This window comes from Frigoribacterium sp. CFBP 8751 (assembly GCF_014841545.1).
In the GTDB taxonomy this organism is placed as follows: Bacteria; Actinomycetota; Actinomycetes; order Actinomycetales; family Microbacteriaceae; genus Frigoribacterium.
The window spans coordinates 41,793-67,199 of record NZ_JACYUB010000009.1 but is presented as its reverse complement, the minus strand read 5'-3'; the positions used below and the strand labels follow the sequence as shown (position 1 = coordinate 67,199).

The 25,407-nt window shown below is 63.8% G+C and carries 19 protein-coding genes and 1 pseudogene; 10 read left to right on the top strand and 10 right to left on the bottom strand.

Going from position 1 to position 25,407, the window contains the following annotated elements:
- The first annotated feature begins 62 nt into the window (after positions 1-62).
- The 3 genes from IFT88_RS16555 to IFT88_RS16545 all read left to right on the top strand — a co-directional run bounded on the left by IFT88_RS16555 (position 63) and on the right by IFT88_RS16545 (position 2,812).
- Positions 63-932: a S26 family signal peptidase gene (locus IFT88_RS16555; protein ID WP_192121990.1), complete on the top strand. Its 870-nt coding sequence runs from the start codon at positions 63-65 to the stop codon at positions 930-932.
- Positions 929-1,807: a LamG domain-containing protein gene (locus IFT88_RS16550; protein WP_192121988.1), complete on the top strand. Its 879-nt coding sequence runs from the start codon at positions 929-931 to the stop codon at positions 1,805-1,807. The genes IFT88_RS16555 and IFT88_RS16550 overlap by 4 nt, the downstream gene beginning before the upstream one ends.
- Positions 1,808-2,473: 666 nt before the next feature.
- Positions 2,474-2,812, top strand: coding sequence for a LysE family translocator (locus IFT88_RS16545; RefSeq protein ID WP_249409119.1), 339 nt, complete (start codon positions 2,474-2,476; stop codon positions 2,810-2,812).
- 64 nt (positions 2,813-2,876) lie between these two features.
- Here the strand turns inward: IFT88_RS16545 and IFT88_RS16540 are convergent, their stop codons facing one another.
- The 3 genes from IFT88_RS16540 to IFT88_RS16530 all read right to left on the bottom strand — a co-directional run bounded on the left by IFT88_RS16540 (position 2,877) and on the right by IFT88_RS16530 (position 11,695).
- Positions 2,877-3,404 (bottom strand): hypothetical protein, encoded by a 528-nt coding sequence (locus IFT88_RS16540; protein ID WP_192121986.1) that lies wholly within the window; start codon positions 3,402-3,404, stop codon positions 2,877-2,879.
- Between the two features lie 38 nt (positions 3,405-3,442).
- Positions 3,443-4,012 carry a recombinase family protein gene (locus IFT88_RS16535; protein ID WP_192121984.1) on the bottom strand — a complete coding sequence of 190 codons (570 nt, stop codon included), beginning with the start codon at positions 4,010-4,012 and terminating at the stop codon, positions 3,443-3,445.
- Between the two features lie 1,332 nt (positions 4,013-5,344).
- Complete coding sequence (locus IFT88_RS16530) at positions 5,345-11,695, bottom strand: PA14 domain-containing protein (RefSeq protein WP_192121981.1); 6,351 nt, start codon at positions 11,693-11,695, stop codon at positions 5,345-5,347.
- Between the two features lie 935 nt (positions 11,696-12,630).
- On the opposite strand from IFT88_RS16530, the gene lepB reads away from it, so the two are divergent.
- Positions 12,631-13,275 carry a signal peptidase I gene (gene lepB, locus IFT88_RS16525; RefSeq protein ID WP_342212195.1) on the top strand — a complete coding sequence of 215 codons (645 nt, stop codon included), beginning with the start codon at positions 12,631-12,633 and terminating at the stop codon, positions 13,273-13,275.
- Positions 13,276-13,338: 63 nt separating this feature from the next.
- On the opposite strand, the gene IFT88_RS16520 is transcribed toward lepB, so the two are convergent.
- Together IFT88_RS16520 and IFT88_RS16515 are read right to left on the bottom strand one after the other, a co-directional pair.
- Entirely contained in the window at positions 13,339-13,716 is a 378-nt protein-coding gene (locus IFT88_RS16520; protein WP_192121977.1) for a hypothetical protein, read from the bottom strand.
- A gap of 78 nt (positions 13,717-13,794) precedes the next feature.
- The gene (locus IFT88_RS16515) at positions 13,795-14,166 is read right to left on the bottom strand and encodes a hypothetical protein (protein WP_192121975.1); all 372 of its coding nucleotides are present in this window, start codon (positions 14,164-14,166) and stop codon (positions 13,795-13,797) included.
- 696 nt (positions 14,167-14,862) lie between these two features.
- Here IFT88_RS16515 and IFT88_RS16510 point away from each other — a divergent pair.
- Positions 14,863-15,480 (top strand): annotated as a pseudogene (locus IFT88_RS16510) (recombinase family protein).
- A gap of 110 nt (positions 15,481-15,590) precedes the next feature.
- Here IFT88_RS16510 and IFT88_RS16505 read toward each other — a convergent pair.
- The 5 genes from IFT88_RS16505 to IFT88_RS16480 all read right to left on the bottom strand — a co-directional run bounded on the left by IFT88_RS16505 (position 15,591) and on the right by IFT88_RS16480 (position 20,320).
- A complete protein-coding gene (locus IFT88_RS16505; protein ID WP_192121973.1) occupies positions 15,591-15,929 on the bottom strand; it encodes a DUF2274 domain-containing protein in 339 nt (112 codons plus the stop codon).
- Positions 15,926-16,264: a ParA family protein gene (locus IFT88_RS16500; protein ID WP_192121971.1), complete on the bottom strand. Its 339-nt coding sequence runs from the start codon at positions 16,262-16,264 to the stop codon at positions 15,926-15,928. Before IFT88_RS16500 ends, IFT88_RS16505 begins: the two co-directional genes overlap by 4 nt.
- A 541-nt stretch (positions 16,265-16,805) precedes the next feature.
- The gene (locus IFT88_RS16490) at positions 16,806-17,675 is read right to left on the bottom strand and encodes an AAA family ATPase (protein WP_192121967.1); all 870 of its coding nucleotides are present in this window, start codon (positions 17,673-17,675) and stop codon (positions 16,806-16,808) included.
- Positions 17,676-17,929: 254 nt separating this feature from the next.
- Complete coding sequence (locus IFT88_RS16485) at positions 17,930-19,906, bottom strand: hypothetical protein (protein WP_192121964.1); 1,977 nt, start codon at positions 19,904-19,906, stop codon at positions 17,930-17,932.
- A gap of 177 nt (positions 19,907-20,083) precedes the next feature.
- Complete coding sequence (locus IFT88_RS16480) at positions 20,084-20,320, bottom strand: hypothetical protein (RefSeq protein ID WP_192121962.1); 237 nt, start codon at positions 20,318-20,320, stop codon at positions 20,084-20,086.
- Positions 20,321-20,524: 204 nt separating this feature from the next.
- Between IFT88_RS16480 and IFT88_RS16475 the strand changes: the two genes are divergently transcribed.
- From IFT88_RS16475 to IFT88_RS16455, 5 genes are all read left to right on the top strand, one after another.
- Positions 20,525-21,199, top strand: coding sequence for an XRE family transcriptional regulator (locus tag IFT88_RS16475; protein ID WP_342212190.1), 675 nt, complete (start codon positions 20,525-20,527; stop codon positions 21,197-21,199).
- A 133-nt stretch (positions 21,200-21,332) separates the two neighbouring features.
- Entirely contained in the window at positions 21,333-21,782 is a 450-nt protein-coding gene (locus IFT88_RS16470) for a hypothetical protein (RefSeq protein WP_192121960.1), read from the top strand.
- Positions 21,783-21,808: 26 nt separating this feature from the next.
- Positions 21,809-22,696, top strand: coding sequence for a hypothetical protein (locus IFT88_RS16465; RefSeq protein WP_192121958.1), 888 nt, complete (start codon positions 21,809-21,811; stop codon positions 22,694-22,696).
- A complete protein-coding gene (locus IFT88_RS16460; RefSeq protein WP_192121956.1) occupies positions 22,693-23,814 on the top strand; it encodes an alpha/beta hydrolase family protein in 1,122 nt (373 codons plus the stop codon). Before IFT88_RS16465 ends, IFT88_RS16460 begins: the two co-directional genes overlap by 4 nt.
- A 173-nt stretch (positions 23,815-23,987) precedes the next feature.
- Positions 23,988-25,382, top strand: a complete 1,395-nt coding sequence (locus IFT88_RS16455) for a zinc ribbon domain-containing protein (RefSeq protein WP_192121954.1) — start codon at positions 23,988-23,990, stop codon at positions 25,380-25,382.
- Positions 25,383-25,407 lie beyond the last annotated feature (25 nt).

Here is a 25,407-nt window from a genome sequence, read left to right as displayed (position 1 = left end):
CCCCGCATCAGCGGGGCACCCCCACTCTTTCCGGAAGATGTCGTCAGCCTGAGGAGGTAACGGTGGCCACCGCAGTCGTTCCCTTCATCCGCGTCACCGCGCAGCCCAACACCGAGTCACGCCGAGTGGCGCTGGCATGGGGAATCGTGGCGGCTGTCATCATCACGGTCCTTCTTGGCCTCGGGTGGCTTTTGGGCTCCGGCGGAAAGATCCTGATGGTGAAGACCCCCTCCATGGGGCAGGCCGCCCCGGTCGGGTCGCTCCTGGTCGATCGGCCCGTCGCCCTCAGCAGCGTCCGGGCAGGCGACATCGTCACCTACGCCGTCGCGGACCGTCCCGGGATCACCTACACGCACCGCGTCGTCGGAATCAACGCCGATAGCTCCCTGACCACGAAGGGCGACATCAACGGGGCGATCGACCCATGGCCGGTCACCAGCGACATGCTCCTGGGGTCACCGGCACTAATCGTGCCCGGCGCTGGATGGCTGGTGACAGCACTTCCCGTTCTGCTGCTGGGGAGCTTGCTGATCTGGTTCCTCACCGGGCCGTTCACCGACAAGGTCACCCGCTCCAGCCTCCGCCTCGCGGGCCTTGCCCTCGTGTTCTCTTACGCTGCGTTCCTCTACAAACCGTTCGTGAACCTCGACGTCCTCACCAACGTCGCCTCAGCAGGCAGCGTCGAGGCCACCGTCGTCTCCACGGGACTGTTCCCTGTCCAGGTCAGCGGTCCAGGCGGCGCCGCTGTCACCTTGAGCTCAGGCGAAGTAGGAACCCTGCACATTCACGATCTCGCCCAGAACGGCTACTACCAGGTCGCCGCGAACCTTCACCTGCCCTGGACAGGTTGGGTGATCGTCGCCGCGATCTGCGCCGTGCCACTCCTCATCGCGTACACCATCGGCCGCAACCCCGAGGGGGAGCTGGCATGAAGCCCCGCACCCACACCAAAAGCATCCGCCCCATCGCGATCGCGCTGCTGATGGTCCTTGCGATCGTGGTCGCCCTGCTCCAGTCCCCGACCCTGTCGGCATTCTCTGGCCGGATCACCAACAACACCAACAAAGCCGCCACCGCAGCGAACTTCACCTGCACCGGCGCCGCCGCGGTCGATGCCAGCAACGCCCTGGTCGCCTACCGACTGAGCGACCCCACAGGCTCCACCACCGCGAACGACTCCTCCGGCCACAACAACACCGGCACCTACCAAGGCGCCATGACCACCAGCACCACCAAACCCCTGGCATGCCCTCGAGACACCGGCGGGGCGTGGGCCCTGGACGGCACCACTAACTACCTCAGCACCACCACCCAACAAACAGCCCCCACCACCTTCAGCGTCGAAGCATGGTTCAAGACCACCTCCGCCGGCGGCAAAATCATCGGCTTCGGTGACCGCCAAACCGGGTCCTCACGAAACAAAGACCGACACCTCTACATCGCTAGCAGCGGCCAAGTTGTCTTCGGCACCTTCAACAGCGCCGCCGGCGGCGTCCAGAGCGTCACCGGACCCACGAACTACGCCGACGGCACCTGGCACTACGCAGTCGGCACGATGTCACCCCAAACCGGCATGAGCATCTACATCGACGGGCAGCTCATCACCAACGCCCCCACCCTGACCACAGCCGATACCTACGGCGGCTACTGGCGCGTCGGATACGACAACCTCTCCGGTTGGCCCGGCGTCCCGACCAACTTCTTCTTCCTCGGAAGCCTGCGCTACGTTGCGGCCTACAACATCGCCCTCACCCCGCAACAGATCACCAACCACTGGGCAGCTGGCCGCCAACCCGGCCAAAACTAAACGCACACACACAGCCCCACTGAAGTGTCCGGGCTCGCCGGCAGAAGCCCCAATGAGCCCAGCGCTTGAGAGAAATAAAAGAGCCTAGGCTCTGCCACGTGCACGGTTTGGTCGCCGTGCGCAGCCGCGCGTGGGTGGCGACCTGACCCGGCGCTCACGTGCGGCACCCGAAAAGTTGAGACGAAGCCGCCCCAACACCTTCCTGCGGTCTTTTCCACGAACTACCGCCCAGCACGACAGTTCGAGCAAGCAAACCGATCCCCTCGCCACGACCACCATCGCGCTCTGACCGTCCGGGTATATTTCTCTACTCCCCCGAACGCGGCAAGCAAGGCGGGGCCCACTCGGGAATAACCGCATCATCCCCATCATGACCATGCAGTCAGACTCCAAACCCTTGTAGAGAGGGTCGTCGCCACCTCGAGCCGACGGGAACAGCAAGACCGGTCACCTAGCCCCTCTTGAGGGGTGTCGCCATCAGGTCGTTGACGCCCGACAGGCCCGAGCCAGGGGAGATCCCCCGAGACGTTGATCCCGCATGAGGTGCGATCATCACCCAGCAGCTGAAGGGCGTCCCACTCGGAGCCGGTCGGCGGCGGTCGTCGCTGCCTCGATCATCCGCCCGAGGAGGACGGCCGAGGTGACCAGATCCGACGCGGAGGCCTCATGGAGGACAGCGCCGATCTCCGTGACCGCTGCCGCATGGGGCTCGTGACGAACCTGCTGAACCCGAAGGCGGCGATCATGTACCTCGCCCTCATCCCCCAGTTCGTCGACCAGAACGCCGGCTGCGTCGTCGCCCAGGGCTTCCAGCTCGGAACCGTCCAGATCGCCGTCAGCCTCACCGTCAACGCCGGCATCATCGTCGCCGCCGGATCCATCGCGGTCTTCCTCCGCCGCAGACCGAGCTGGATGCGCTGGCAGCGGTGGGCCACCGGCACCCTCCTCGGCGCCGTGGGCGTCAAACTTGCCCTCGACGCACCCACCCCGGCCACAGCCGGATAGCGATCGGCCATTGGGACGCGCCAGTCCGCCCTTCCGCCCTCAATGCTTGCCCGGGCTTCTGGTGCTACTCATGTAAGGGCCCGGGCGCGGCAAGTAGGTCGGCAGCCTCGCTGGCCATGAGATCCGTCCACTGTTCTGGTGGTAGCTCGTCGACGTAACCAATGATCAGCTGTAAGACTTCGACCCTGGGCACCCACGTGTCATTCCAGAATCGGACGCTGAATTTTCGGAAGGCTCTAGACAGCTGCTCTAGTTTGTCAGTGCGCCCCGCGATCAAGCGCAGACTCTCGACAACGAGAGTTCGCCGGCCAGCCTCGTCATCGTCGGTGGTCAACCCTAGATCGGCGCCGATCGCGAGGAGGTACCGAAGGTTCTCGCTTGCAGGCAGGCTCTTGGACTCGCCAGCAAGAAGGCGAATGTTCAAGCTGTCATGGCCCGCCATCAACCAAGCGACGGCAAGCTCAGGGCCGCACCATTCATCGGCCTCTCGCGTGAGCGCGACGACCAGCAGGATCGCGATCACGTCCCGATCAGTCACCTCAGTTTCCACAAATCCGCCATGGTCGACAGCAGCATTGTCTTCCGCGACCAACGGTCTCGTCCTCGCTCTGACTCGCTTGTGGAACCACATCAGGACTGCTCCCCTCGTTGAACCGCACGATAGACCGTCGAGCGGGCGACACCGAAGAGCTCCGCGATCTCGCTCGTCGTATGGGCGCCGGTGCGGTGCAGCTGCACGAGGTGCTTCTCCTGTGAGGCGGTGAGCTTGGGCTTTCGGCCGCGGAGCTTGCCTGCGGCCTTCGCGATCGCCATGCCCTCCCGGGTTCGAGCGCGGATGAGGTCCGCTTCGAACTCGGCAACCATGCCGAGGACGTTGAACAGGAGCCGGCCGACGGGGTCGGTGGGGTCGTAGACCGCTCCCCCGAGGTTCAGGGCGACGCCCTTCTTCGTCAGCTCGTCGGCGATGTCGGTCGCGTCGCGCAGTGACCGGGCGAGGCGGTCGAGTTTCGTGACGACTAGGACGTCGCCGGCACGGCACGCGGCCAGCGCCTCCCGGAGACCAGGCCGGGCTCGAGTCGTGCCCGAGAGCCCGTGGTCAACATGAACGTGTTGATCGTCAACACCGAGTGCTGCGAGACCGTCGCGCTGTGCTGCGAGATCCTGTCCGGACGTTGAGACGCGGGCGTATCCGATGAGCATCCGACGACTGTAGCGTTTAGGCTCCCGTCACCGGGCATTTTTGCGGGACAGGCATACGCGAATTCGCAGGCCAGGCGCCACTTGACCCCCGACGGCCAAGACGAGACTCAGAAGGTGTCCCGATGAACGACCGCCTATCGGACGCAACCCCAACGGCTCCGAGAGTGGAAACAGAACGCCTACTACGCATTACCTCTGGATCACGCTAAGAAGGGGCTCACGTAGTCGCGAAGGGTCCTGCCATATCTGGCGGGAACCTTTGTCACAACCAAGAGATCTCGTCCGTGACGTCATCAAGGACGGAGCAGTGGCCATGCTGGGTTAGGCGCAGCTAGTTCGGCCGATGCCGAGGAACCGGACCCCGAAACTGACTGTAAGCAGCAGCAACTCCGGCCTCAGCCACAGCCCACGAAAGTCACTCTCCCACCCCGACAGCGATGCGGCCGAACGCGCCCACAGCAGGGTTTTGATCCCACGGACGATCTGGCCAGCCACTCGCTGGCTGCACGAATATTTCTAGAAATATCGGCATGGTCCACCTTTCGCTCTGATTCATCGCTCTTGCAAGGGTTTTTAAGCCTCATTTTGGCAACCCCTACAGCGCGGCCATAGGTGGGCGTGGCTTTCGCGCCTCAAGTGCCGACCTGACAGCGGCAGAGCCGCAGGAAGTCGGGTTCGAGGTGCGGGTTGTCGACACCGTCGATATGAACGATCTTCGGCCAGTCCGGAGCAACGTTTTTCTTGGACCCTTTTCCGAAGCGGGGCACCTTGTGACACACCCCGAGACGTCGGTCCGCTCAAGACGGACACAGCGGCGTTATTGCATTACCTATTTGAGCTGCGCCACAACACTCGCAGCCGTCTCAGCTCACTCGCTGGATCGAGGCGCCCGAGTCCAATGGCTCGACCGAATAGCTGCGAACGCGGTCACCATTCCTCCACACCCACCCAGAAGCGCAAATGGTATCTGAATCTTACCAGGCGCGCCCATCGCGACCGGATAGCCAGCGAGTATCACGCCGCCTGCAACCCCCGCCATTAGCACCAAGACGGCACCGTTCACGTGCCCCGAATGTGCTCGACCTGTCAACAGTCGAGCGATGATCCAGGAAGCAGCTGAGGTTAGGAGACCGCCGACAAGCCCCAAGAAAATCGCTACAACAGAAAAAAGTATCCAGCTGGGATCAAAACGAATTGGTGACATCTGTCCGGATGACAGACCAGCTCCTGCTGAGATTGAGGCTTGATAAGCGATAAATCCAATCAAGCTTCCCCCTATGAGTCCGCAGACAACCGCCCGCAGGAAGCTGAGAGGCCGACGTTTGAAGAGCATTAGCGCCTCCTAACCAAATCCGGACGTAGTGCATCCTGGAAGTTCCAGGTTTGGCGAACCCAGGTGACGTAGGCCCGACGCAGGAAATACACCCCAAAATCGTTTACTGCTCCCGCGTTTGGAGCGTAGCCCTTCTGCTGAAGGTAGAGATTCCCATTCCTGCTGAATACGCGAAAAGTGATGGTTGATCCGGGCGGATCGAAGTAGCCAGCCGCCGAGACTGTGAACTTGACTGAATCCGAACCCAAGGTCACCTTTACTTTGCCTTTGCCCTTGCCGAACGGGATGTTGGGGACACTTAGGTTGCACGAACCGTTATTGACGAACCGGGTGCAACTCACAGAGAACGGGAAAATTTTCTGTGGATTGTTCTTGAATACCGAGAAGGCTCGAGCGGCAGATCCGTACTTCTTCGTTGATCCGACGAGGTTTGTGTAGGTGTATTGATACTGGCCTGTCAGGTCGACTTTATTCACCGAGTCATTCGGATAGACGTAGTCGTTGTCGACGCCGCCCTCAACAGGGTCCACCTCGAGGAACCGTCCAAGACCAGCCACATACTGCCGGGCGCCCATTTCGATGGTGGCGAGGGTGCTGAGGTGTTCGGTGAGTTTCTGGTGTTGGCCGAGCCAGCCGTAGTCGGCGTCTCCGGGCTTGTTGTCGGGCCCTGCCTGGTTGGCCGGCACTGTGCCCAGTGCACCCGTCGTCGGGTCCATGGTCTGGCCGAATGGGTCGTACACGGTCAGCCCGGCGGAGCGGGTGCCGGTCTGGTCGGCGGTGACGATGATGTCTCCGTGGATGTTCGGGTACGACCATGACTGCGAATCCGCCCCCATTGACACCAGCACCGAGCCGGGCAGCGAGACCACGGCCGAGGTGACGGCGCTCTGGTCATCGAGCTCGAGGTCGGGGCTGTCACCGTCGCCGGCGAAGGAGTACGTCGTCGAGGTGGTCACCCCGGCCTTGGTGGTCTGGGTGCGCTTGACGATCCGGTCGGTGACGTCACGCTGGTAGACGACCTTGCTGCCGTCATCCAGCACCGTGGTCATGTGCCGGTCGGTGCTGTCGTAGGTCATGACCTGGTTGGCGAGGCGGGTGGTGTTGCCGTGGGCGTCGTAGGTGATCTTCGTTGCCGGGATCGTCTGCGCCGTCGGCGTCGCCCCCGCCGGAGGGGCCGTGACCGTGGTCAAGAGCAGCCGGTCGGAGGTGTCGTAGCAGGACGTCGTGACCGACGCCGCGCCTCCGTCCTGAGCGTCCGTCGAGGAGGTTCGGTTGCCGTTCCGCCCTGCTGCCGCGGCACCACAGGTGGCGTTGGCGAAGGAGTACGTCAGCTGGTGCCTCGGGATCGAGGCCGTGACCAGCCGGCCTGCGGCGTCGTACCCGTAGGACGACACGTTCGACACGGCCCCCGAGGTCGCGGTGTTCGTCAGGATGCGACCCGACTGCGACCGGATCACCTGATCGGTCACCTGCTGCTGCCCGTTCGGGAACGCCCACGTCAGCCCGGTGAGAGCGCCGGTGGCGTTCTTCTGGATGGACTGCAGCACCGACCCGTTGCCGAGGTTCCCGGCACCGGCCGGGTACGACACCGAGACCAGCTCGCCCCGGTCGTACACCGGAAGAGCAAGCACGGCGTTGTCGTACGAGACCTTCGTGATCTGCCCGTCGGAGTTGTACTCGAACGCCTGGGTGTGGGGCGCCCCCTTGGCCGCCTTCGTGGTCGTCGAGATGGCCTTGCCCGTGCGGTCATAGGCGGTCGTGGTAACCGTGTTCCACACGTCCGTGTACGACACCGTCTTTCCGAGGAGATCAGTCTTCGTGGTGATTGTCGAGTTGTTTGGCGACGACATAAGTGAACTGTCGGAAACGCTTGTCGTCAGGGGGTCTCCAGCCAGCGCGTAGTTCGACCGAACTTCACGAGCCGGAGAAGCACCAGTAGCAGGTATGGCCGTACTTAACGTGCGACCGCGCGCGTCGTACCTAACGCAGGACCAGTCTTCATCCCCACTTCTCCGAGTCCCTGCAATTCGCCCCATGTTGTCAACAACAACCATCGACGAGACACCTGACGATGACACCGACGTCTTGATTCCCCCGTATTGCGGGGTCCCGGCGGGGACACCGCAGACGGCTGCGGTGGTGGTCTCGGTGTCGCCGTAGTAGGTCGACGTCGTCGCCCCCGCCGTGGCCTGTGCCGGCAGTGTGCGCGTCAGACGACGCAGGTATCCCGACCCGACGGCCTCGTAGGTGGTGCTGGTCTTCAGGGCGAGCCCTGCCGGGTCCTCGATCGTCGCGGTCGGCTGGCCGAGCCACGGGTTGGCGTATTCGGTGGAGCTCGTCTGCGACGGCACCTGGCTGCTCGAGACCCCGGCGACACCGGCGGGTGCTGCGTCGTCGGTCGTGCTGGAAGTCGCGAGGCCGTAGTCCGGGGTCAGGGCCGAGCCGGGCACGACGCCTGACGGCAGGCCGGGGCCGGACCATCTGAGGCTGAGGGTCGCGTTGTAGGTGTAGTCGAGGTAGTGGATGCGGATGCGGGCCTGCTGGTTCGGCGCCGTCGTGGTGATCGTGACACCCGGGGCGTCGTGCACGGCACCCGGTGTCGGGTCGGCCGGCGACGGGATGTCGTCGATCCAGACCTGGCTGGCGTCATCGGCGCGCGTGTTCACCGTGTAGGTGCCCGCGGTCGGGAACGTGATCAGGCCCGTCATGCGCAGCGACCAGTTGTCGGCCGGGATGCCCGCCATCGGGGCGTCCATCACCCAGTCCTTGTTGATCGACCCGTCGGTGACACCCGGCAGGCCGAGGCTGTAGGCCTTGGGGGCACCCGCGAAGCGGTCGTTGTCGTACCAGACCGCGTTCAGGCCCTTGAGTCCCTGGTCGTAGGTCGTCGAAGAGTGCGCCGGCGTGACGGCACAAGACGCCACCGGTTTCCGGTCGCTGCCGAAGCAGGACGCGGGGGCGGGCCCGTAGGTGTCGGTGGGGCGATCCTGGGCGTTGTAGATCGTGGTCGACATGCGGCCTTGCGCGTCGGTGGAGGACAGTTGCATGTCCTTGCCGTTCCACACCTGGCTGCTGGTCAGCCCCGAGGGGCTGGTCGAGGTCAGCTGCCGCCACGCGTCGTCGTAGGTGACGGTCATCGCGTGGGCACCGGCCGGCACGGTCAATCCGGCAACGTCGACCGTCGCGGTGCCTGCACCGGTGACGGGGCCGTACGCATAAGTCTTCTGCGGGCGGGTGTTCTCGGTCACACCGTCCGGCGCCGGGAGGGTCACGCTCGTCGCGCGGCCCTTGTCGTCGTAGGCGATCTGGGTCTTCACCGCGGGCGCGTCGACCCGGCCCGTGTTCGGCACGGCCAGCCAGTCGTTGGCCAGGGAATCTCGCAGGGCGGTGAGCTTGCCGTCGTCGTAGCCGAAGTCGGTGATCTCGTTGCCGGGGTCGACGATCCGGGCGAGGTTGCCCTTGGCGTCGTATAACAGGTCGGTCACCGTGTTGTCCGGGTAGCTGATCTTGCACAGCATCCCCGACGGAGCAGCGGCCAACCCGGACGGGGCCGTCGCGCAGGGCGAACCCGTCGCGGTGCCGTAGGCGAAGGTCACCTGGCGTTTGTACGTCTTCGACGCGCTGTCGTACGACAGCGGGTCGGAGAGGGACTGGATCATCCCGGTACCACCGACGTAGGTGGCGATCGGGGTGGCGCGCTTCAAGGCGTCCCCCGCACCGGTGACGGTCTCGACCCGGCCAGAGGCACCGAACACGGTCACCGTGCCGTCGTCCTCGGTAAAGGTGACCTTCCCCGTGGCATCCAGCGCGACGACGCCGTACTCCCCCTCGGGCGCCTTGTACCCAGTCGACGCACCGGTGCCACCGGTCTTGGTGTACGTGTGCGCGGTTCCGGTGGTGTCGGTGAGGATCACGGCAGTGTCGGTGACCTGGACGCTCGACCAGTCACCGGCGTCACCGTTCAGTGCGGTCGACGCCGACCAGCCGGCGGGCAGGGTCTCCACCTGACGGGAGAACCACGACGGGGGAACCACGAACGAGTTGCCGGTGCTGTCTTTCACCCACAGCTCGATGCCGGCGGTGACGGCGCCTTCGTAGTAGTCCATGGAGAACGGCACCGCGTCCGCGGCGAGATTCACGCTCGAGCCCCACAGGACGGCGCTACGAGATTCGGCGCCCCACCCGTCGTAGACCTTGGTGGAGCCGACCGTGACCCGGGCACCGTCGTCACGACTGACACCGAACTGGTAGGTCCCGGCAGCGGGCGCCTTGAGGAACCCGGTCCACCGCGCGAGGAAGTAGTCGTTGGGCACGGCAGGTCCAGGAGAACCGGAGGCCCAATCGAAAGACACATTCGGATCGGTCCGGACGAGCACAGGCGTCTTCCCGGTGAAGTCGAAGGACGGCGACGCGCCCGCTGCGGGGGTGACGTCGTAGTACGACCCCGTCAGGCCGCCGGCCTTGGGCTTCAGACTGTTGTAGCTGAAGGCCATGCCCATGCTGCCGCCCACGGTGGACACCGTCGGCGAGCTGAAGCGCATGCCCACGTTGCCGTTGGCGAGGTTCACCGAGACGGGGCCAGCGGTGTCGACCGGTGCGGGCCCGGATTCACCGATTCGCTGATTGACGACGAGGGCGTTCCGCCACGACGGCTGCGGCTTGTCGTAGCCGTCGCTCGTGCGGACGGACCAGGTGTACCGGCCACCGTCCTGGAGGGTGTTCTCGGGAACGATCCACGAGGGCGTCGCAAGCCAGCCGGAGGAGTTCACGGCCCCCGTCACGCCGTCGGTGCCGGTCGCGATCGTGAACTGATACTGAACCGCGTCACCGTTCGCGTCCGTTGACGTGCCCGTCGACAGCGTCGGTGTCAGACCGGTGATGACCGTCCCGTCCGCGATCGACGCACTGGACTGCGCGGGCGTCGGGGTGGGTGTGTTGGTCGAGAATGACCATGAACCCGAGCCGCGGATGGTGGTCGTGCCGAACTGGCCGTCGTACCCGTCGCGGACGTGGCCCTTCCAGTAGTACGTCTTGCCCGGCTGCAGCACACCAGCCGGAACGGTCACCTTCGACGAGCCCTGCCAACCGGAGACCCATAGGGGCGACACGTCAGGGTTCGGGTTCTCGCTGATGCGGTAGACGTACTCCAGGCCCTCACCGTTCGGGTCGGAAGCCGAGATCTGCAGCGTCGGAGTCAACGTCGACCGCGCACCATTCGCCGGCGACGGCGCGATCGCGGTCCCCGCGGTCGGGAATTCCTTGTACGTGATCTGCAGCTGCGAGACGACGGACTTGTAGGAGTACTTCCCGGCCGCCTCGTACCCGCGGAGCATGAGGTAGTTCCCGCTGGAGGAGGCGTTGACCCAGTTGGCGATCTGTTGGGTGACCCGGTCGTCATCGACGTAGCCCTCTCCAGCGCCGAGGTTCCAGTTGCCGAGGTGGTTGCCGACGCCGCCGTAGCTGAACGCGGTGGCGTAGTGAAGCGTGTTCAGGTACGTGTCCGTGGTTCCCTCGCCACCCTTGCGCGTGTACAGGTACGCGTCGAGGATCTGCTTACCGAAGAGGGCTTCGTAGTTGTAGTGCTGGACGGTGCGCCAGAACTTGTCGCCACCGTCACGAGAGTTGCCGATGCGAGAGATCCCGTCGACCCGGTTGACCCCGTCACTTCGGAACGCGTGGGCATCGTTCATCGCCCCGTCGTGGACCGCGGGGTCGATGTGCACCGGATAGACCCGGTCCTCGTTCGTCAACCACGACCGTGACGGCGTCAACGTGATCGCCCACCCCGCGGCCGTCTTCTTCAGGGTCAAGGGCACCATCGCCTCGGCGTCGGTCTTCTGCCCCTCGACCCCGGACGAGTCGTACATCACGGGTGCCGGGATGCCGAACACCGTGGCCCCGGCAGCGTCGGTGAAGACCACCGCGCCGTTGTCGTCGATCGTGGCGGTGAGGCCCGGGGCGGTGACGTTCCAGGTCCAGGAGTCGTTCTTCGCCGAGGGCACCTTCGCCAGGACGAGCTCTTCCTTCACCGACCCGTCGGCGACCTGATAGGTCAGATCCGTGTCGGGGAACACGTCCGGGTAGCGCACGAGGTCCGCCGGGGTGCTCGACCAGGGGAACACCTTCCGGACCGCTTTGCTGTCCGCAGCACCGACGAGCTCCATGCCCATCGTGTGGCCGTCCTTCGTGACAGAGAACACCTGTCCGTCGGCTGCGGTGTCGGCGAACACCGGCGCGAGGGGGTGCGCACCGGGCTCGAGGTCACCGTCACGGCGCTTGACCAACGTCGTCTCGACCGGCACGAACGACCCATCTGCCTGCTCGACGTTCACCGGTTCCTGCGCGATCACGGCAGTCTTCGTGCCGTCCTCGTTCTCATACACATCCTGGAACTCGGACTGCTCCACCAACACCGACGTCGCCGGGTCATACGACTCATCGACCTTCGGCTGATTCTTGGTCGAGGCCTTCGGCGCCTCGCCCGTGCGGTTCGGGGCAGTCTCGTAGTCCTCGCCCACGGCCGGCACAGTCGACCCGTCTGGGACCGTCGGCACAGTCGGATCGACCGCGTCGGACGAGATCGGCGGCACGGAACCGTAATCCGGCACCGGCTCCGCCGCGACCGCGGGAACCGCGACCAACAACTCCGCCAGCAGCGCGAACGCCGCTACCGAACCCACAACGGCGCCGCGGCGCCCCCAACCAGACAACATCTGCAACCCCAACTCGCGCGAGCCCCCATGACCCACGTCAAGCTGAGAATAAGCACCCAAAACGCATTGGAAAGACCCACAGGTCGGCCTCCACCGACCAGACCATGCAGTCCGGGTTACACGGACTGATCAGCGCCCCAGCGACCTGAACGACCAGCTCGGCAATGGGGTTCACAACAGGGGTACAGGGCCGTCACATCAGTTACGCAACCGTGACCACCCGACACCCACCAACGCCTGCTTGCCCACAAGCCCGCTCCGAGATGTGTCCCGATGAACGACCGCCTGTCGGGCACCTAGCATGCCGCTAGTGCGCCTCTGAAGAGCGAGCCCTTATAAGCCACCCGGACCAATGACGGCCAGGCGCCATGAGGTCAGAGTCGGAGATTGGCGCTGCCAGGCGTTGGCGTGCTCCGACCCGGACAGTCTGGAAGCAGTCCACAGACTTGCAGGCAGTACGGTTTGTCTATGCGCCCAAGAACTGCGAGGCAATAGTGCTTCGACAGACGGCTTCCACGTCCCCACAAGAAGGCGGCGCCAGGCCAAACGGACTACTCCGTTTCCTCCGTGACATAGTCGTCATTTTCTTAGCAGCTCTACTGATCTCCTTTCTCATTAAGACGTTCCTCATCAGGTCGTTCTACATTCCCTCCGGGTCTATGGAGACAACTCTTCAAATCGACGATCGAGTCATTGTCAATGAACTCGTGCCCGATGTCGTGGACCTTCACCGCGGAGACGTTGTGGTCTTCGAAGACCCTGGCGGCTGGCTGCCGGACTCTTTGCCAACTCCGTCCCCGACTGGCATTGAGCGTGCATTGGAGTTTGTGGGACTGCGTCCTCACGACAGCAACAATCACCTCATCAAGCGAGTCATTGGGCTGCCCGGAGACACCGTCGCCTGCTGCAATGACTTCGGGCAGATGACTGTCAACGGCGTGCCCCTCGAGGAGCCGTACACGAACCTGACACCAGAAGAACCTGCATCGCGCGATCCGTTCGAGGTGACAGTGCCGGAAGGGTCCATCTGGGTCATGGGCGACAATCGGAACAACTCTCAAGACTCGCGCTACAACCAGGGAACGCCAAGTCGTGGCTTTGTCCCGATGTCTGATGTCGTCGGCAGAGCGTTCGTCATTAGCTGGCCGTATACCCGATGGTCTTGGCTGGACAATTACCCCTCAGTGTTCGACGGCGTCGAACGCAGGGAGCAGTAGTCGAGGACGAAAAAGGGGCAAGGCCAGCCGGCCTTGCCCCTTCTCACAGGTTCGCCCTTAGATCTAGCGAAGCGACACCGTGGTGAGGGAGTTCTGCCCCTTGTAGAAGGTCGCAGTCAGCTGGCCGGTGTAGCCACCGAGGTTGCAGCTTCGCGTGTCGTTGTAGCCCATCGTGCCGGAGCAGATGCTCGCCCCCGTCGTTCCCTTGTTGATGGACCACTTCGCTGTGCCCGTCGAGGTCGTCTGCGTGATGGTCTTGATGCTCGCGGTGCTGGCAGTGAAGTTAGCCTGCGTGTCCCGGCACACTTCCTGCGTTCTGGGACATGACGTCACCTGGACGGCTGCTTGAGCCGCGGTGGGAACAGCCACGACGGCTGCGGCGACGATGCCGAGGCCGAGGCCGACAGCGAACTTGCTGATCTTGCTCTTACGAAGGTTCATGGTTTTCCGTTTCTGATGCTTGTTGTTTGGGTCGGGTCGGAGATGAAGATCAGGCGGCGAGCGAAGTGAAGGCCGTTGTCAGCGAAGCGAGACCGTGGTCAACCCGCCGGGGCCCTTGTAGAACGTCGCTGTGAGCTGGCCTTTGTACCCGTTGAGGTTGCAGCTCTTCTGGTCGTTGTAGCCCATCGTGCCGCGGCAGATCTCTGCACCAGTCACGCCCTTGTTGATCGTGTAGAGCTGCTTGATGGTTGACGTCGTACCGTTCGAGATGGTCTTGATCGTCGCCGTGCTTGCCGAGAAGTTCGCTTGCGTGTCGCGACACACTTCTTCCGTCTTTGGGCAGGAGGTGACTTGAACAGCAGCTTGCGCGGCCGCCGGTACGCCAACTACGGCCCCCATTGCCAAACTGGCTACCACGGCAACCCGACCAGCTTTGAGTAGAAAATTCATCTATCCCCCTCTGTGTTTGGACTGATCGTCCGCAGCTAACGTATTGAAGAAGTGAGCGGAACTCTGTCCTCCAAACAACCGACATTTGCGCTCAGTGCAGATGTTTAATCTCGTTTTCCCCTACGCCGTTTTTGTAGTTCAGAGCACAAGCCACACCTTTCCGCGGTGGACCTCGCGGCACATTGACTGACGATTTAGTTCTCAGAGCCGATAGCAACAGGTGCCTAGCGGTGGCTAGGCCGGATGGGGGAAGTCGTGGTTGGTTGGGCTGTTTTGGCGGGCGTGGGGCTTTTCGTGTTTGCCCTCCTTCGAACTCTTTACCGTCGCAAAAGCCGTGAACCTTATGGATCGTGTTCAGCTCCGAATCGTTCCCGCGGACGCAACAGGCTGTGCCAGAACCCGACACCCCGCGGGGGCTATTGCACTGTTCACCACGATCAGCGAGCCCTCGATACCGCAGCCGTCTGGGTCGCTGGCGGTCTCGGCATCGCTCTAGTCATCGGCGCGATTTATTTGCAGACAAGTCCGATGCCAGGGCTTGCTGGATAGGCGCAAATACCTCGAACAACTCATAACAATCGTTCACCGGACGCTCCCCAGCTGCGATCACTCCCCCGGATCTTCGGGCGACGGACCGTCTCAGATAGGTGGTCCGAAAGAGGTTCCGGTGATGGCACCCTCTGTGAGACTTAGACCATGACCACCGGGACCCTTATCGGCTACGCCCGCGTCTCCACCGACGCCCAGGACCTCACCGCATAGCGGGACGCTCTGAGCGCCCTAGGCGTGCCGCAGGAGCGGATCTACAGCGACCGAGGCATGACCGGGACCAACAGGGAGCGGCCGGGGCCCCGAGAGGCTCTGGCGGCCTGCCGGCAAGGCGACACCCTGATCGTGACGAGGCTCGATCGGCTCGCGCGATCGCTGCGAGACGCAACCGACATCGCCGAGGAGCTGACACGCCGGCAGGTGCGGCTGAACCTCGGCGGATCGGTCTACGACCCGACCGACCCCGTCGGGCGGTTGCTGTTCAACGTCCTGGGGATGGTGGCCGAGTTCGAGTCCAACCTGATCCGAGCGCGCACGCGCGAGGGCATGGCCACGGCGAAGGTGCGGGGGAAGCTCAAGGGGCGAAAGCCCAAGCTCTCTCCCGTGCAAGAGCGGCACATGGTGGCGCTCCACCGCGCCGGCGACCACACGGTCGCCAAGCTGGTGGAAATGTTCGGCGTGGGGCGGGTTCCGGTCTACCGGGCGCTCGAGCGGCACCCGGCCGCGGTCGATTCGGCCGTGACACTCCCCCGCGCCGACGCCTGATCTCACAGCCGTATTCCATGAACGAGGGCCGCCGCGGAGCGCTGGAATACAGACCTTGAGGGGCTGGGCGGCCAGTAGCGTAAGTCCGTAGTTACTGAACTACGGACGTACTAGTCGTCGAGCTGCGCGCGGACGCGGCGGGCGATGGCCCCCTGCAGCTCGTCATTTTCCAGCAACTCCGCAACGAGGGCGCGGGTGACGTGGACGTGCGCGACGCGGACGCGGCCCTGAGTCTCCGCGAGGCCTGCGGCGTAGTCGATGAGGCCTCGGTAGACCTGGGGCGACAGGTCGGCGGTGATGCGTACGGGCTTGGCTCGGATGACGTTCGGCCGGGGTGCTGGCGTCGCCTCGGCGGCGGGTGCTCCGGGCTGGTTCTGCTCGGGCGTCGTCGACGCGGCTCTCTGCGTCGCGCGGGCAGCTCGTGCTCGCAGCTCTTCGGCCTTGGTCATCGTCCTGCTCCCAGCGTCTCGATCTCGTCGGCGGCGTCGGCGTACTTGCCGAGTTCGGTGACCGGGCCACCGAAGGCCTGCGCGATGGGCTCTCTCCGAGGAATGGTTGTCGACAGGACCGTGTGTCCCTCGTCGGTCATCAGCTCGCGGAACATCGGCGTGCTGTTGGCGTTGGTGACGGTGCGGTTCATCAGCACGGCCGCAACAAGTGGCGTAGCGCGCAGCGGCTCCACGTCGTCAATCGCGGCCCACACCTCGGGCAGACGCTCGTACTCGCCTCTGGTGGGGGCCATGGACACGATCGCGAAGTCGGCGATGCGAAGAGCTGAGGACACGATGCCGGCCTGGTCCTCGAGCGGGGGCCGATCGACGATAAGGATTCAAACCCAGTTTCTGCCGACACTCACTGGTCAGAAGTCATCAACGACAAAGGGTCAACCCTTGACGAAGTTTTGACTTAGTTCGAGAAAGGACGGCCCGTGCGAAAACGCCCAGGGTTTTCTCGAAACGGCACTCCGCCGTTGTACTCGTCGGAGAGACGCTGAAGCTCACGCTCCAGCGCTCCATTTACCAGTTGCGCGAAAGAGCGATACCCCTCGGGTTCAGATTGCGTTTGAAGAACCGCTGTCTGCGCTTGAAGCTTGAGAGAACGCCGAAGAAGGGTTGTCGTCGCGACAGTGACATCTTCCGCGGGAACATCACGGGGTGAGGGAGGCGCAGAGCTGGTCACCTCCCCCCTCTCTTGATCTTGCCTAGACGTTGCGCCAGCTGGTTCCACGCTGGTGGGCGCTTGGGGAGTACCCGTGTTGACGGTCTCGACTCGAGGAGTCAACGAAATCGGGCTTTGAGCGCCAGGCCGGCGCCGTTGAGGCGCGGTCACGCCGCCGCCTCGGAACCCAGAAGTGAGCGGATGAACCGATCTGCGAGAGCGTCGTAGATGGCGACAGTCTTTCGACTATTTCGATCTCGCCAGGCATTTAGGGATGTGGCAGCCGCGTCGGCCTCAGCAAACCTCGACCACTCAGGAATGAAGTTCGGGTTGAGCAGCTCTGCTCCGTCTTCTGATTTCACGAGGCCTCCCAGCTTCCAGACAAGGTCTCCGAATTCTTGATTCAAGCCATCGATCTGATAGTCGTGTTCAGCCGTCAGCCGTCGTCTCGTCACGACCAAGCCGGCAATACGCAGGTTCGGATTCATCAGATCTGCCGCATGCCTACTTACGAAGTCTCGCACCCGGATAGCGGCCTCGATCGAATCAAAATTTGGGTCACATGGAATCAGGACTGTGTCGGAGGCAGCGAGAGCCATCTGCACTAAGTGACCGAGGTCCGGCCGAGTGTCGATGAGAACCACGTCATATGAATCGATCCACCCGTTCAGGGCTTTCGTCAGCCGCCGGGAGGCTCCAACTACGCCGGCCTCAGATTCACGGTTGATCAAGTCAAATCGCGAGGGGAGAACGTCGATCCGCTCCCCCTCTGGAGCTGACTCGGCATCCCATCCGCACGCAAGCACAGCTGCCTCTCCTGCACCATCTTGCGCTGCCGCGATCACCTCCGACATCGTGACAAATGGATTTGTCGGGTCCCAATCGATGCCGAGACGCCGAGTCGCGTTTGCCTGCGGGTCCATATCGACGACGAGAACGCGCTTTCCTGTCCTCGCTAGAGCTGCAGCTAGTTGACACGTGACCTCGGTCTTAGCGACACCACCCTTGTTGTTGGCGATTGAGGTGATGTGTGGCACGAGATTCCTTCCAAAACGCAATACTTACAAGGCTTGCAATGCATTGTGACACAGGCCCAACCAGAAGGCCTCCGACTAGTCTAGACAATACTGAACACAAACGCAAGCCTTACAAGCATTGTTTGTCTTACTTAGCTTGCTTTCATTGCTTATATTGATTGCTTTGTAAGCCTTTTAAGGCTTGATAGATGCTACGCGGCAGCTCTTGAGGAAACATGAGCCGGTTGGATGCCTGGAAAGCGTATTCATCGTGCTCAAGCGGCATAAAAAAATTGAACACGTCCGGGTCGCATCGCCTTTGCCCAGACGTCGTGCCTGGCCATGCGATGGTTCGCTCGGCCGTCAGGATCTCGTGGGTATTTAGGAAATGCTCGGGCTCGTGTTGATTGATCGGGTTCGAACAGTTCGCGTTGAGTGACGTGAACAGCTCGAGCCCGTTTTGGAGCGCCGGGGGAGAGGCGTTCGCATTCGGCTTGCCACCATTCCCAGAGCTCGTGTTCGTTCGCGTGCATCTGTCGGCGTCGCTCAAGCGTGCCCTCGACTCCGAGGTGCTTCGCTGCAGCATCCCGGCCGTCTTTGCGGGCTCTGAGCCACTCTCGGTTGCGCTCGACAATGAGGCGCTGCTTCTTCAGCCATCCGAGAAGAGACGCAGTACGGCCCTCGCTGATACCCAATGAGTCACTGAGCTCTCTCAGTGACTTCCTCGTCGTTCGGTTAAGAAGGGCATGCAGACGCCCACCTAGATGTCCGATGCCTTTACGTGTGTAGACATCGTGCCGCAAGGTGTCGATCTGTTCCTCAAAGTCAGCATGCAGGGCAGTGCGTAGGGCGAAAAGCTCGGCAGGGGGGCGGGCGTTTGTTAAGTGGTGTGTCAGCTGAGTTTGGCGGGCTGTGGAAAAGGTCGAGGTGAGGGTCCACTCGCTGGCGTTGGTGCCGTGGTGCAGGCGGTGGCGGGTGATGAATCCCTCGCGCTGCAGCGCTCGAAGGGCGGCCGCGGTGGTGGTTCGGTCGACACCGATGAGGTCGCCGAGCTCGCGGACGGAGGAGGCGACGGTTGCTTTACCGGCGCGGAGCATGAGGTAGGCGAGGCCGATGAGGACGCTGCGGTGGGTGGGGGAGCCGTGGGCGCCGGAGAACCGCCCAGGGTTGACGGTGAGGCGGTGCTGCAGCTGCTCGATGCGGGAGACGATCGTGTCGAGCTCCGATAGGTCTCGCGACCCCTCCGTTGTCGGCCGCGCGGGAGGTAGGGCGGACCATCGCGAGACGTGTTGTTGGGCCCTGGCCCATTGACGTTCGAGGCGGGCCTGGCGGTCCCTCGGGTTTCGGCGTTGCCGGTGTCCTTGTCCGGTGTCTCTGGTGCGGTAGTGCTCAAGGCCCGGGGCAGTGTCTACAAGGGCTGCAACGTCACTTAGGGACCAATTGGCTTGGGCGGCCGCGAGGAGGCACAGGTAAGCCGTGTGGGAGGGGTTGGCGCCGCCTGCGATGGTGGCGAAATGCGCCTTTCCCCATGCCTGCAACTTGCCGGTGCCGGTGTAGCCGGCGTCGACAAGGCCGGAGGGACGGGAGTCTTCCGGCCGGATACTTGGGGCCGCCGTCTCGAGGACCTCGATCAGGCGGTTGAGATCTCCGCGGCTTGTGGAGCGCCTCTCGGGGCGCAAGGTGTTGATGTCGCCGGTGAGGACGCGGGAGTAGACCCCGTCGTAGCGGTGCGGTGACAGTGGCGGCCGTACGCCCCCTGAGGCGGCGTTTTTGAGCATCCCGTGGTCCAGGGTCCCGAAGTTTGCCCGGGCGGCGTCGGCCAGGCGCCTCGTGACGTCGACGCTGACGCCTTCGGACAATCCCACCCACACATGTAGCCGGCCCCTCGTGGAGGACTGGCAGAGCACATAGGCGATCCCCAACGCGGTGAGGTACTTCGTGAATGTCGTCGCCTGTTCGATGGCGGCCTCGACGTCGTCGTCCAGGTCGCGGCTGGCATCGAAGTCGAATGCAAGGAGGCGGAAAAGCCGGTCTTCGCCGGCAAGGTGGATGTACCAGGGCGCCGACGGGGGAGTGGGCAGGGTTGGCACGCGTGCGCTGTACCGGTTGCCATCGGCCAGTCGGCCGCCGGCGTCGCGTTGCATTGCCTGAACATGCGGCCGCAAGGCGATCGCCCTGGTGAAATCCCACGCGGCCAGCCAGGTTGGTGACACGCCGAAAGATGGTTTTTCTGGCGCGGTGCTTGCGCGCACAGAAGAAGTGTTTACACTGATGCCATCACCTTCCTTCGGGATGGGGATACGACTAAGGCCCGGTGCACAACCGGTTCTTGATCGGAACTAGAAGCTCTAACCCCACCTCTTGGCGGATGCGGGGGTTGGAGCAACGAACTTGAAGATGCCCGTCGCGAAAGCGGCGGGCTCTTTCGTTTAAGCGGCGGGGATAGGCAACTCCTCGGCTTTCTCGCGCGGGCTGGTGACAAGGGGCAGGCAGCCCTGTTCAGCAACGAGCTGGGCCACGAGCGCCTCGAGGTAATAGGCAATCGACACACCGCTTGCGGCGGCGGCAGCCCGGACCTCGAGCCGCGTCTCAGGCGAGACACGACCCTGCAGAAGGACCGTGGGGACGTTCTGGGGTCGGTGGGCCAGGCCACGAATAGCGCTCATGGACTCATGATGGGTTCTTAAGATGCATACATCGGGGACTTTCACGAGGTGTGTCGAGCTTTGTTCCAAGTTGCCGCTTCCCCAGCCTCAAGTCGCGGCATCTATTTCTCAGGCAGAATTCAATCCCCATTTGTTGCAGATTAGTCACAGTGTGGCACTTCTGCAACACAGCGACCGGATAACCGACCTGCTAGCGTTTTTGCTGTGGACCCCATCAGTGAGACGCCCTCGCAAGCGCTCCAGGAAGCTCTTGCTGCGGAGCTGCGTGCCGCCCAGGGCATCGCCGACGTCAACGTACGCACGTGGGCTCAGCGGGCATCAATCACGCACGACTCCATCTACCGAATTTTGCGGGGGCGGCGTCCGGTCTCTGTCGTGGAACTCGTCCTCCTTTGCCAAGCAATCAACGACGATCCGCTCGACCTCATCTCGCGAGCCGCGCGCCGCGCCGGCCACCCCCTCCGGTCCTCGAGGACCATCGAGGTGGTTCGCGCCGATCGGGCGCGCCTTGCACTTGAAGCCGCCGGCCTGCACGACGACCCCAACCTCGCCTATGACAAGGCCCGACGGGCTCTGGCCGAGACAGGGCAGCTCCTGTCCCGCCAAGAGTGGCAAGCATTCCTAGAAGGAACCGGTTCAGCAACGATGACCGCTCCCCTTGGAGAGTTCCTCGAGGTGCCGGGGGAGTACCTGGCAGGTGCAGACGACAGCGCGACAGCCAAGGTAGAGACGGAGCTTCGCTTCGCTCGCACCATGCGCGACGTCGGTGTTACGCGCCTCGCAGCTCGGTCGCTCGACGAGCTGGGTTCTGATGAAATCAAGGCCGTCGAAGAAGCGATCCGTAAGTTCATCGATGAGGAGGAAGGTCACCATCAGTAGCGCTCTGGGTCACGCACTCTGTGGCTCCAGCTCTATCGACTGACCAGCGTCCATGGCTCACCTTTCGCGCTTTAGTCGCTCCGGCAGGGGCGGCCATGGCCAGCCAGCTGCACTCAGCCCTGTGGAAGCACTGGTGCAGCGCCTCGAGCTTCCTCCGCAGCCATCCCTCGACGATCTCAGCCACGTCGTGGAGGGCCTCTACGGGCGGCCCCTGAGGTTCAAAGAGATCTCCGGAACCGGGCTACAGCTCACAACCGGCGTCGTCTTTGACGCCCCCACCTTCACCGGGGTCATGGTTCCCGCCGAAGACAGCGCGTACTACAGCCTCCTCAGCAGAGTTCACGAGCTATGCCACCTCGTTGTGCGAAGCGCACCCGAGGCATGGTTCTCCGCCGAACTGTCTCGCCCGCGACAGCCTGAGCAGCACTCCCGACTCTTCCTCCGCATCTGCCCCCGCAACAGCAACGAAGCGGTGGACGCGGAGACTGTTCGTGAAGAGGTCCTGGTCGAGGACATGGCTCGCGCCCTCATGCGACGCCTCGGCGCTTTCCAAGACTCCACCGAGGAGGACCACTTCGCATGATTCAAGCGATTTGCCTCGTGGCATTGATGATCGTCGTCGCCCTACGCGCTCGATCCTCCTGGCACAAGCCAGCGTGGTGGGCGACGGCCTTCGGCGCCATTGCCGTGGCCACCTATGGGATTCTCTGGGCGACACCGGTCGTCCTGGACGGGATGCTGGGGGGCCGCAACCTCCTGACGCTCGTGAGAGACGCCGCGGCTGTGGCTGCGGTGTGGTTTTTCCACAACGCCGTAGCAGCCCAGCAGCGGAAGCCTGAGAAGAAACTTCCGGCCTGGGGTCTCGGCCTGGCGGTGCTTTCCTTCACCGTTCCGTTCCTGCTGATCTCGCGCCCCGGGCCGACGTCGAGTGCGTTCGTCCTGGACCGCCTCGATCAGTTCCCCGTCTGGCTGTTCTCGAGCATCTATATCTTCATTGTGGGCGCCCTCGCGGCCCGCGCCATAGCTCTGCTCTCGTCCGAGAAGACGGTAATGACGCGGTTCTACGTACTGGGGCTCTCGCTCATGCTCGTCGGATCGATCATCGAGCTGATGTACCTCGCCGCTACCCACTTCGGTCCGACCAATCCGGACTTCCGAGAGTCGTTGTACTACGTCGCCGAGCGCCCGTTCTTCGGCGGAATCTTCATCACCGTCCTGGGCTTCCTCTGGGTCTATGCGGTCCGCGTGTTCTGGAAGCACCTCGCCCGATGGACTCTGCGGATCGATGCACGCCACGAGGGCGGCGAATACCTCGCGCGATCGCTCGCGACCTCATCCGAGAACGGATGGTCTGACCGCCAGCTCGCGGTCAACTCTGCGGTGAACATTCGGGACCGCCTCAAGATCGGAACGCAAGCGCTATCGCGCCGCGAACACGCCCTATTCAGTGGCGTCGAGCATCTCCTCTCGAACCACCTGGAGAGGACACCCCGATGACATGGACGGTCGCGGTCGGAGCAACGGCGGTAATCGGAGGGCTAGCGGTCGCTGCTTCAACAACCCTTCTCGCTCGGGCAGTGATCTACCCCAAGCGATCGCGGCCGACCCGCATCGACGAGGTCCGCGCCAGCGGCGACGTCGTGCTGTCGTCGACGGCCCTGACTCGCTTTCCGGGAACCCTCGGTCTGCTGTACGACGGCGAATCGAAGTTGGCCGTCTTGAAGGCCGGTACGCGAGTTCTCGAGAACCCTGAGCGGGTCGTGCGGACCTTGGCGGCGCCGGCGCCCCTGCTCGGAGGCACTGAGGGGCGCGCGAGCGGCAACGTCTTTGGCCCGGAGGACATCACGGGTATACCTCCCGAGTCAGTCGCGATCGATGGTGGCCACCAGCTGCAGCCTGCATGGCTCTACAGAGGTGTCGGCGCAGCAGCGTCGACCTGGGTGATCCACGTTCATGGGATGCTCGCCGGCCGCGACTCGGCGCTCCGCAGCGCGCACGCTGTCGCGTCTGCTGGGGTGACCTCGCTTGTCGTGTCATACAGGGGCGATGGTGAGGCCCCGACCGAGACAGCAGGCCCATCACACCTCGGGCAGACCGAGTGGAACGACGTCGACGCCGCTGTGGCCTTCGCGCAGGTCAACGGGGCGACGAACGTGATCCTTGTCGGGTGGTCCCTGGGAGCCACACTGGCTCTGAACGCGGCAGAGCACGGCCCCTCGCGGGCGCTCGTTAGTGGTCTCGTCTTGGTTTCACCCGTCATCAGCTGGGCACGGAGCATCCGTTTCGGCATGCAGCAAAACCGATTGCCGGCATGGCTAGCGTCCCTGACGATCGCGGCCCTATCGCTGCCAGGAACGAGCACCCTGCTCGGCCTGACGCAGCCGCTCGAACTCTCAGACGCGTTGCCGACCGTCTCGGTCCCCACGCTCATCATCCATTCGGAGGGCGACCGGACCGCGCCGTTCCAGACGTCACGAGACTTCGCGGCGGCGAACGAAGCTGTTGAGCTCGACGAGTTCCCTGCATGCCCCCACGCCATGGAGTGGAACACCGACCCCGCCCGATTCAGCGCCGCCGTACAGCGGTGGATCGCGAAGCGGGGAGTCCACGACTGACAGCCCGCCTGTGCAGCACTGCTGCATACAGGCAGCGTTGCCACGCTGTGGCAAATCTGCAACACTTGTTCCTACGGGTTACCCCGTAGGAGGCCCGTCCGGCTGCCAAACAGCAGGCGTCGCCAAAAGCGCTTTGGGTAACTCGCAACTTATTAAGTTGGAGGAACCCAGCAGTGGACATCTCGCAGGGCAACGGCCTCGTGCCGCCCGACCAGATCAACACCCTGTTTCACAGAGCTCAGGAAGAGAGCTCGAACCCGACCGGTGCCACCGAGGGCGTCCGCGGCGCCTTGAACAAGGTGGGCTTTCGGCTGCCTCCGGGGCCGGCGGAGTGCCAGGCGCGGGAGCGTACGGCAGCTCTCGCCACGGCGCAGGCTGTCATCCTGCAGACGACTTTCACCCGTTCCGTGGGCGTGCTGGTTGCCAACCCCAAGGGGACGTCGGGTAAGACCCCCACGACGTTGATGCTCGCGGCCGCGATCGCGACGATCAAGGGCAGCGGCATTTGCGCCCTCGAGGTCGCAGACGACTCCGGCACCCTTTCACAGCGCGCCGAGGGCGACCCGCGGCTGGGGCTCGGTCGTCTCGTGGACGAGATCGACCAAGTGAAGTCGGCGGGACAGCTGTCGGGCTACGCCGTCCCGCAGACGTCGTTCGTCGATGTCTTCGGCTCCCTGCCGGGCGGACGTCGGCCCGCACTGACGGCCGAGGCCGTGCTGGCCGTCTCGCAGGTGATTGACGACTACTACCGGTTCCGCGTCATGGACAGCGGCAACGTCGTCTCTACGGGGCCGTTCCTCGGGGCCGTCGACGTCGCCGACGTTCTGGTGGTTCCGGTCATGATGGCCGGTGATTCCGGGCTCAAGGCGATCGAGATGCTGGACTACCTCACCAGCCACGGAGGCCACGCCGCCGAGCTGGCAGCCAACGCCGTGGTGCTGCGCATGGCCGACGGTCGCCCGGAAGACCCGCGTATCCGCGCCGAGGTCATCAACATGCTCGAGCAGCGAGGCGTGACACGCCAGTTCGACATCGCGTTCGACGCACACATCGCGGAGCGTGGAGAGCTGACCTGGTCGCGGCTGAGCGAGCAGACGCGGGAGTCCTTCACGCTCGCGGCCGCCTCGGTGATTCGCGTGCTGCAGGGGGAGAAGCCCTCGGAGCCGATCGTGACCTCGGCGACGTCACCGAATCCGGCGCCGGTGGAGACGGCGGCGGATGCCGACCAGCAGGAGGACGAGGTCGAGGAAGAGACCCTGTCCGCCCCTGTGTCGGCTGCTCAGGCGGCAGGACCGGTCCTGGTCACCGGTGTCGTGGCAGCACCGGCGGACACCGCAGACAGCCTCGTGGAGTGCCCCACGTGCCACGAGCGGGTTCCCGAGGCGCTGTTCTGCACACGGTGCGGCAGCCAGCTGGCCGTGGAACTGGATCTCGACCGCCTCTACCCCGGAGGAAGCCACGCCGCCGGCTACGCCGAACCCGCGTCGTCCCTCCCTGACCAGCTCCTCCCGGCCAGCACCCCCCGACGTCGCACAAGCGGCGACACCTCCTCCTCGGCTTCCGCCTAACCCCACACAGAAAAGGCTCCTTGTC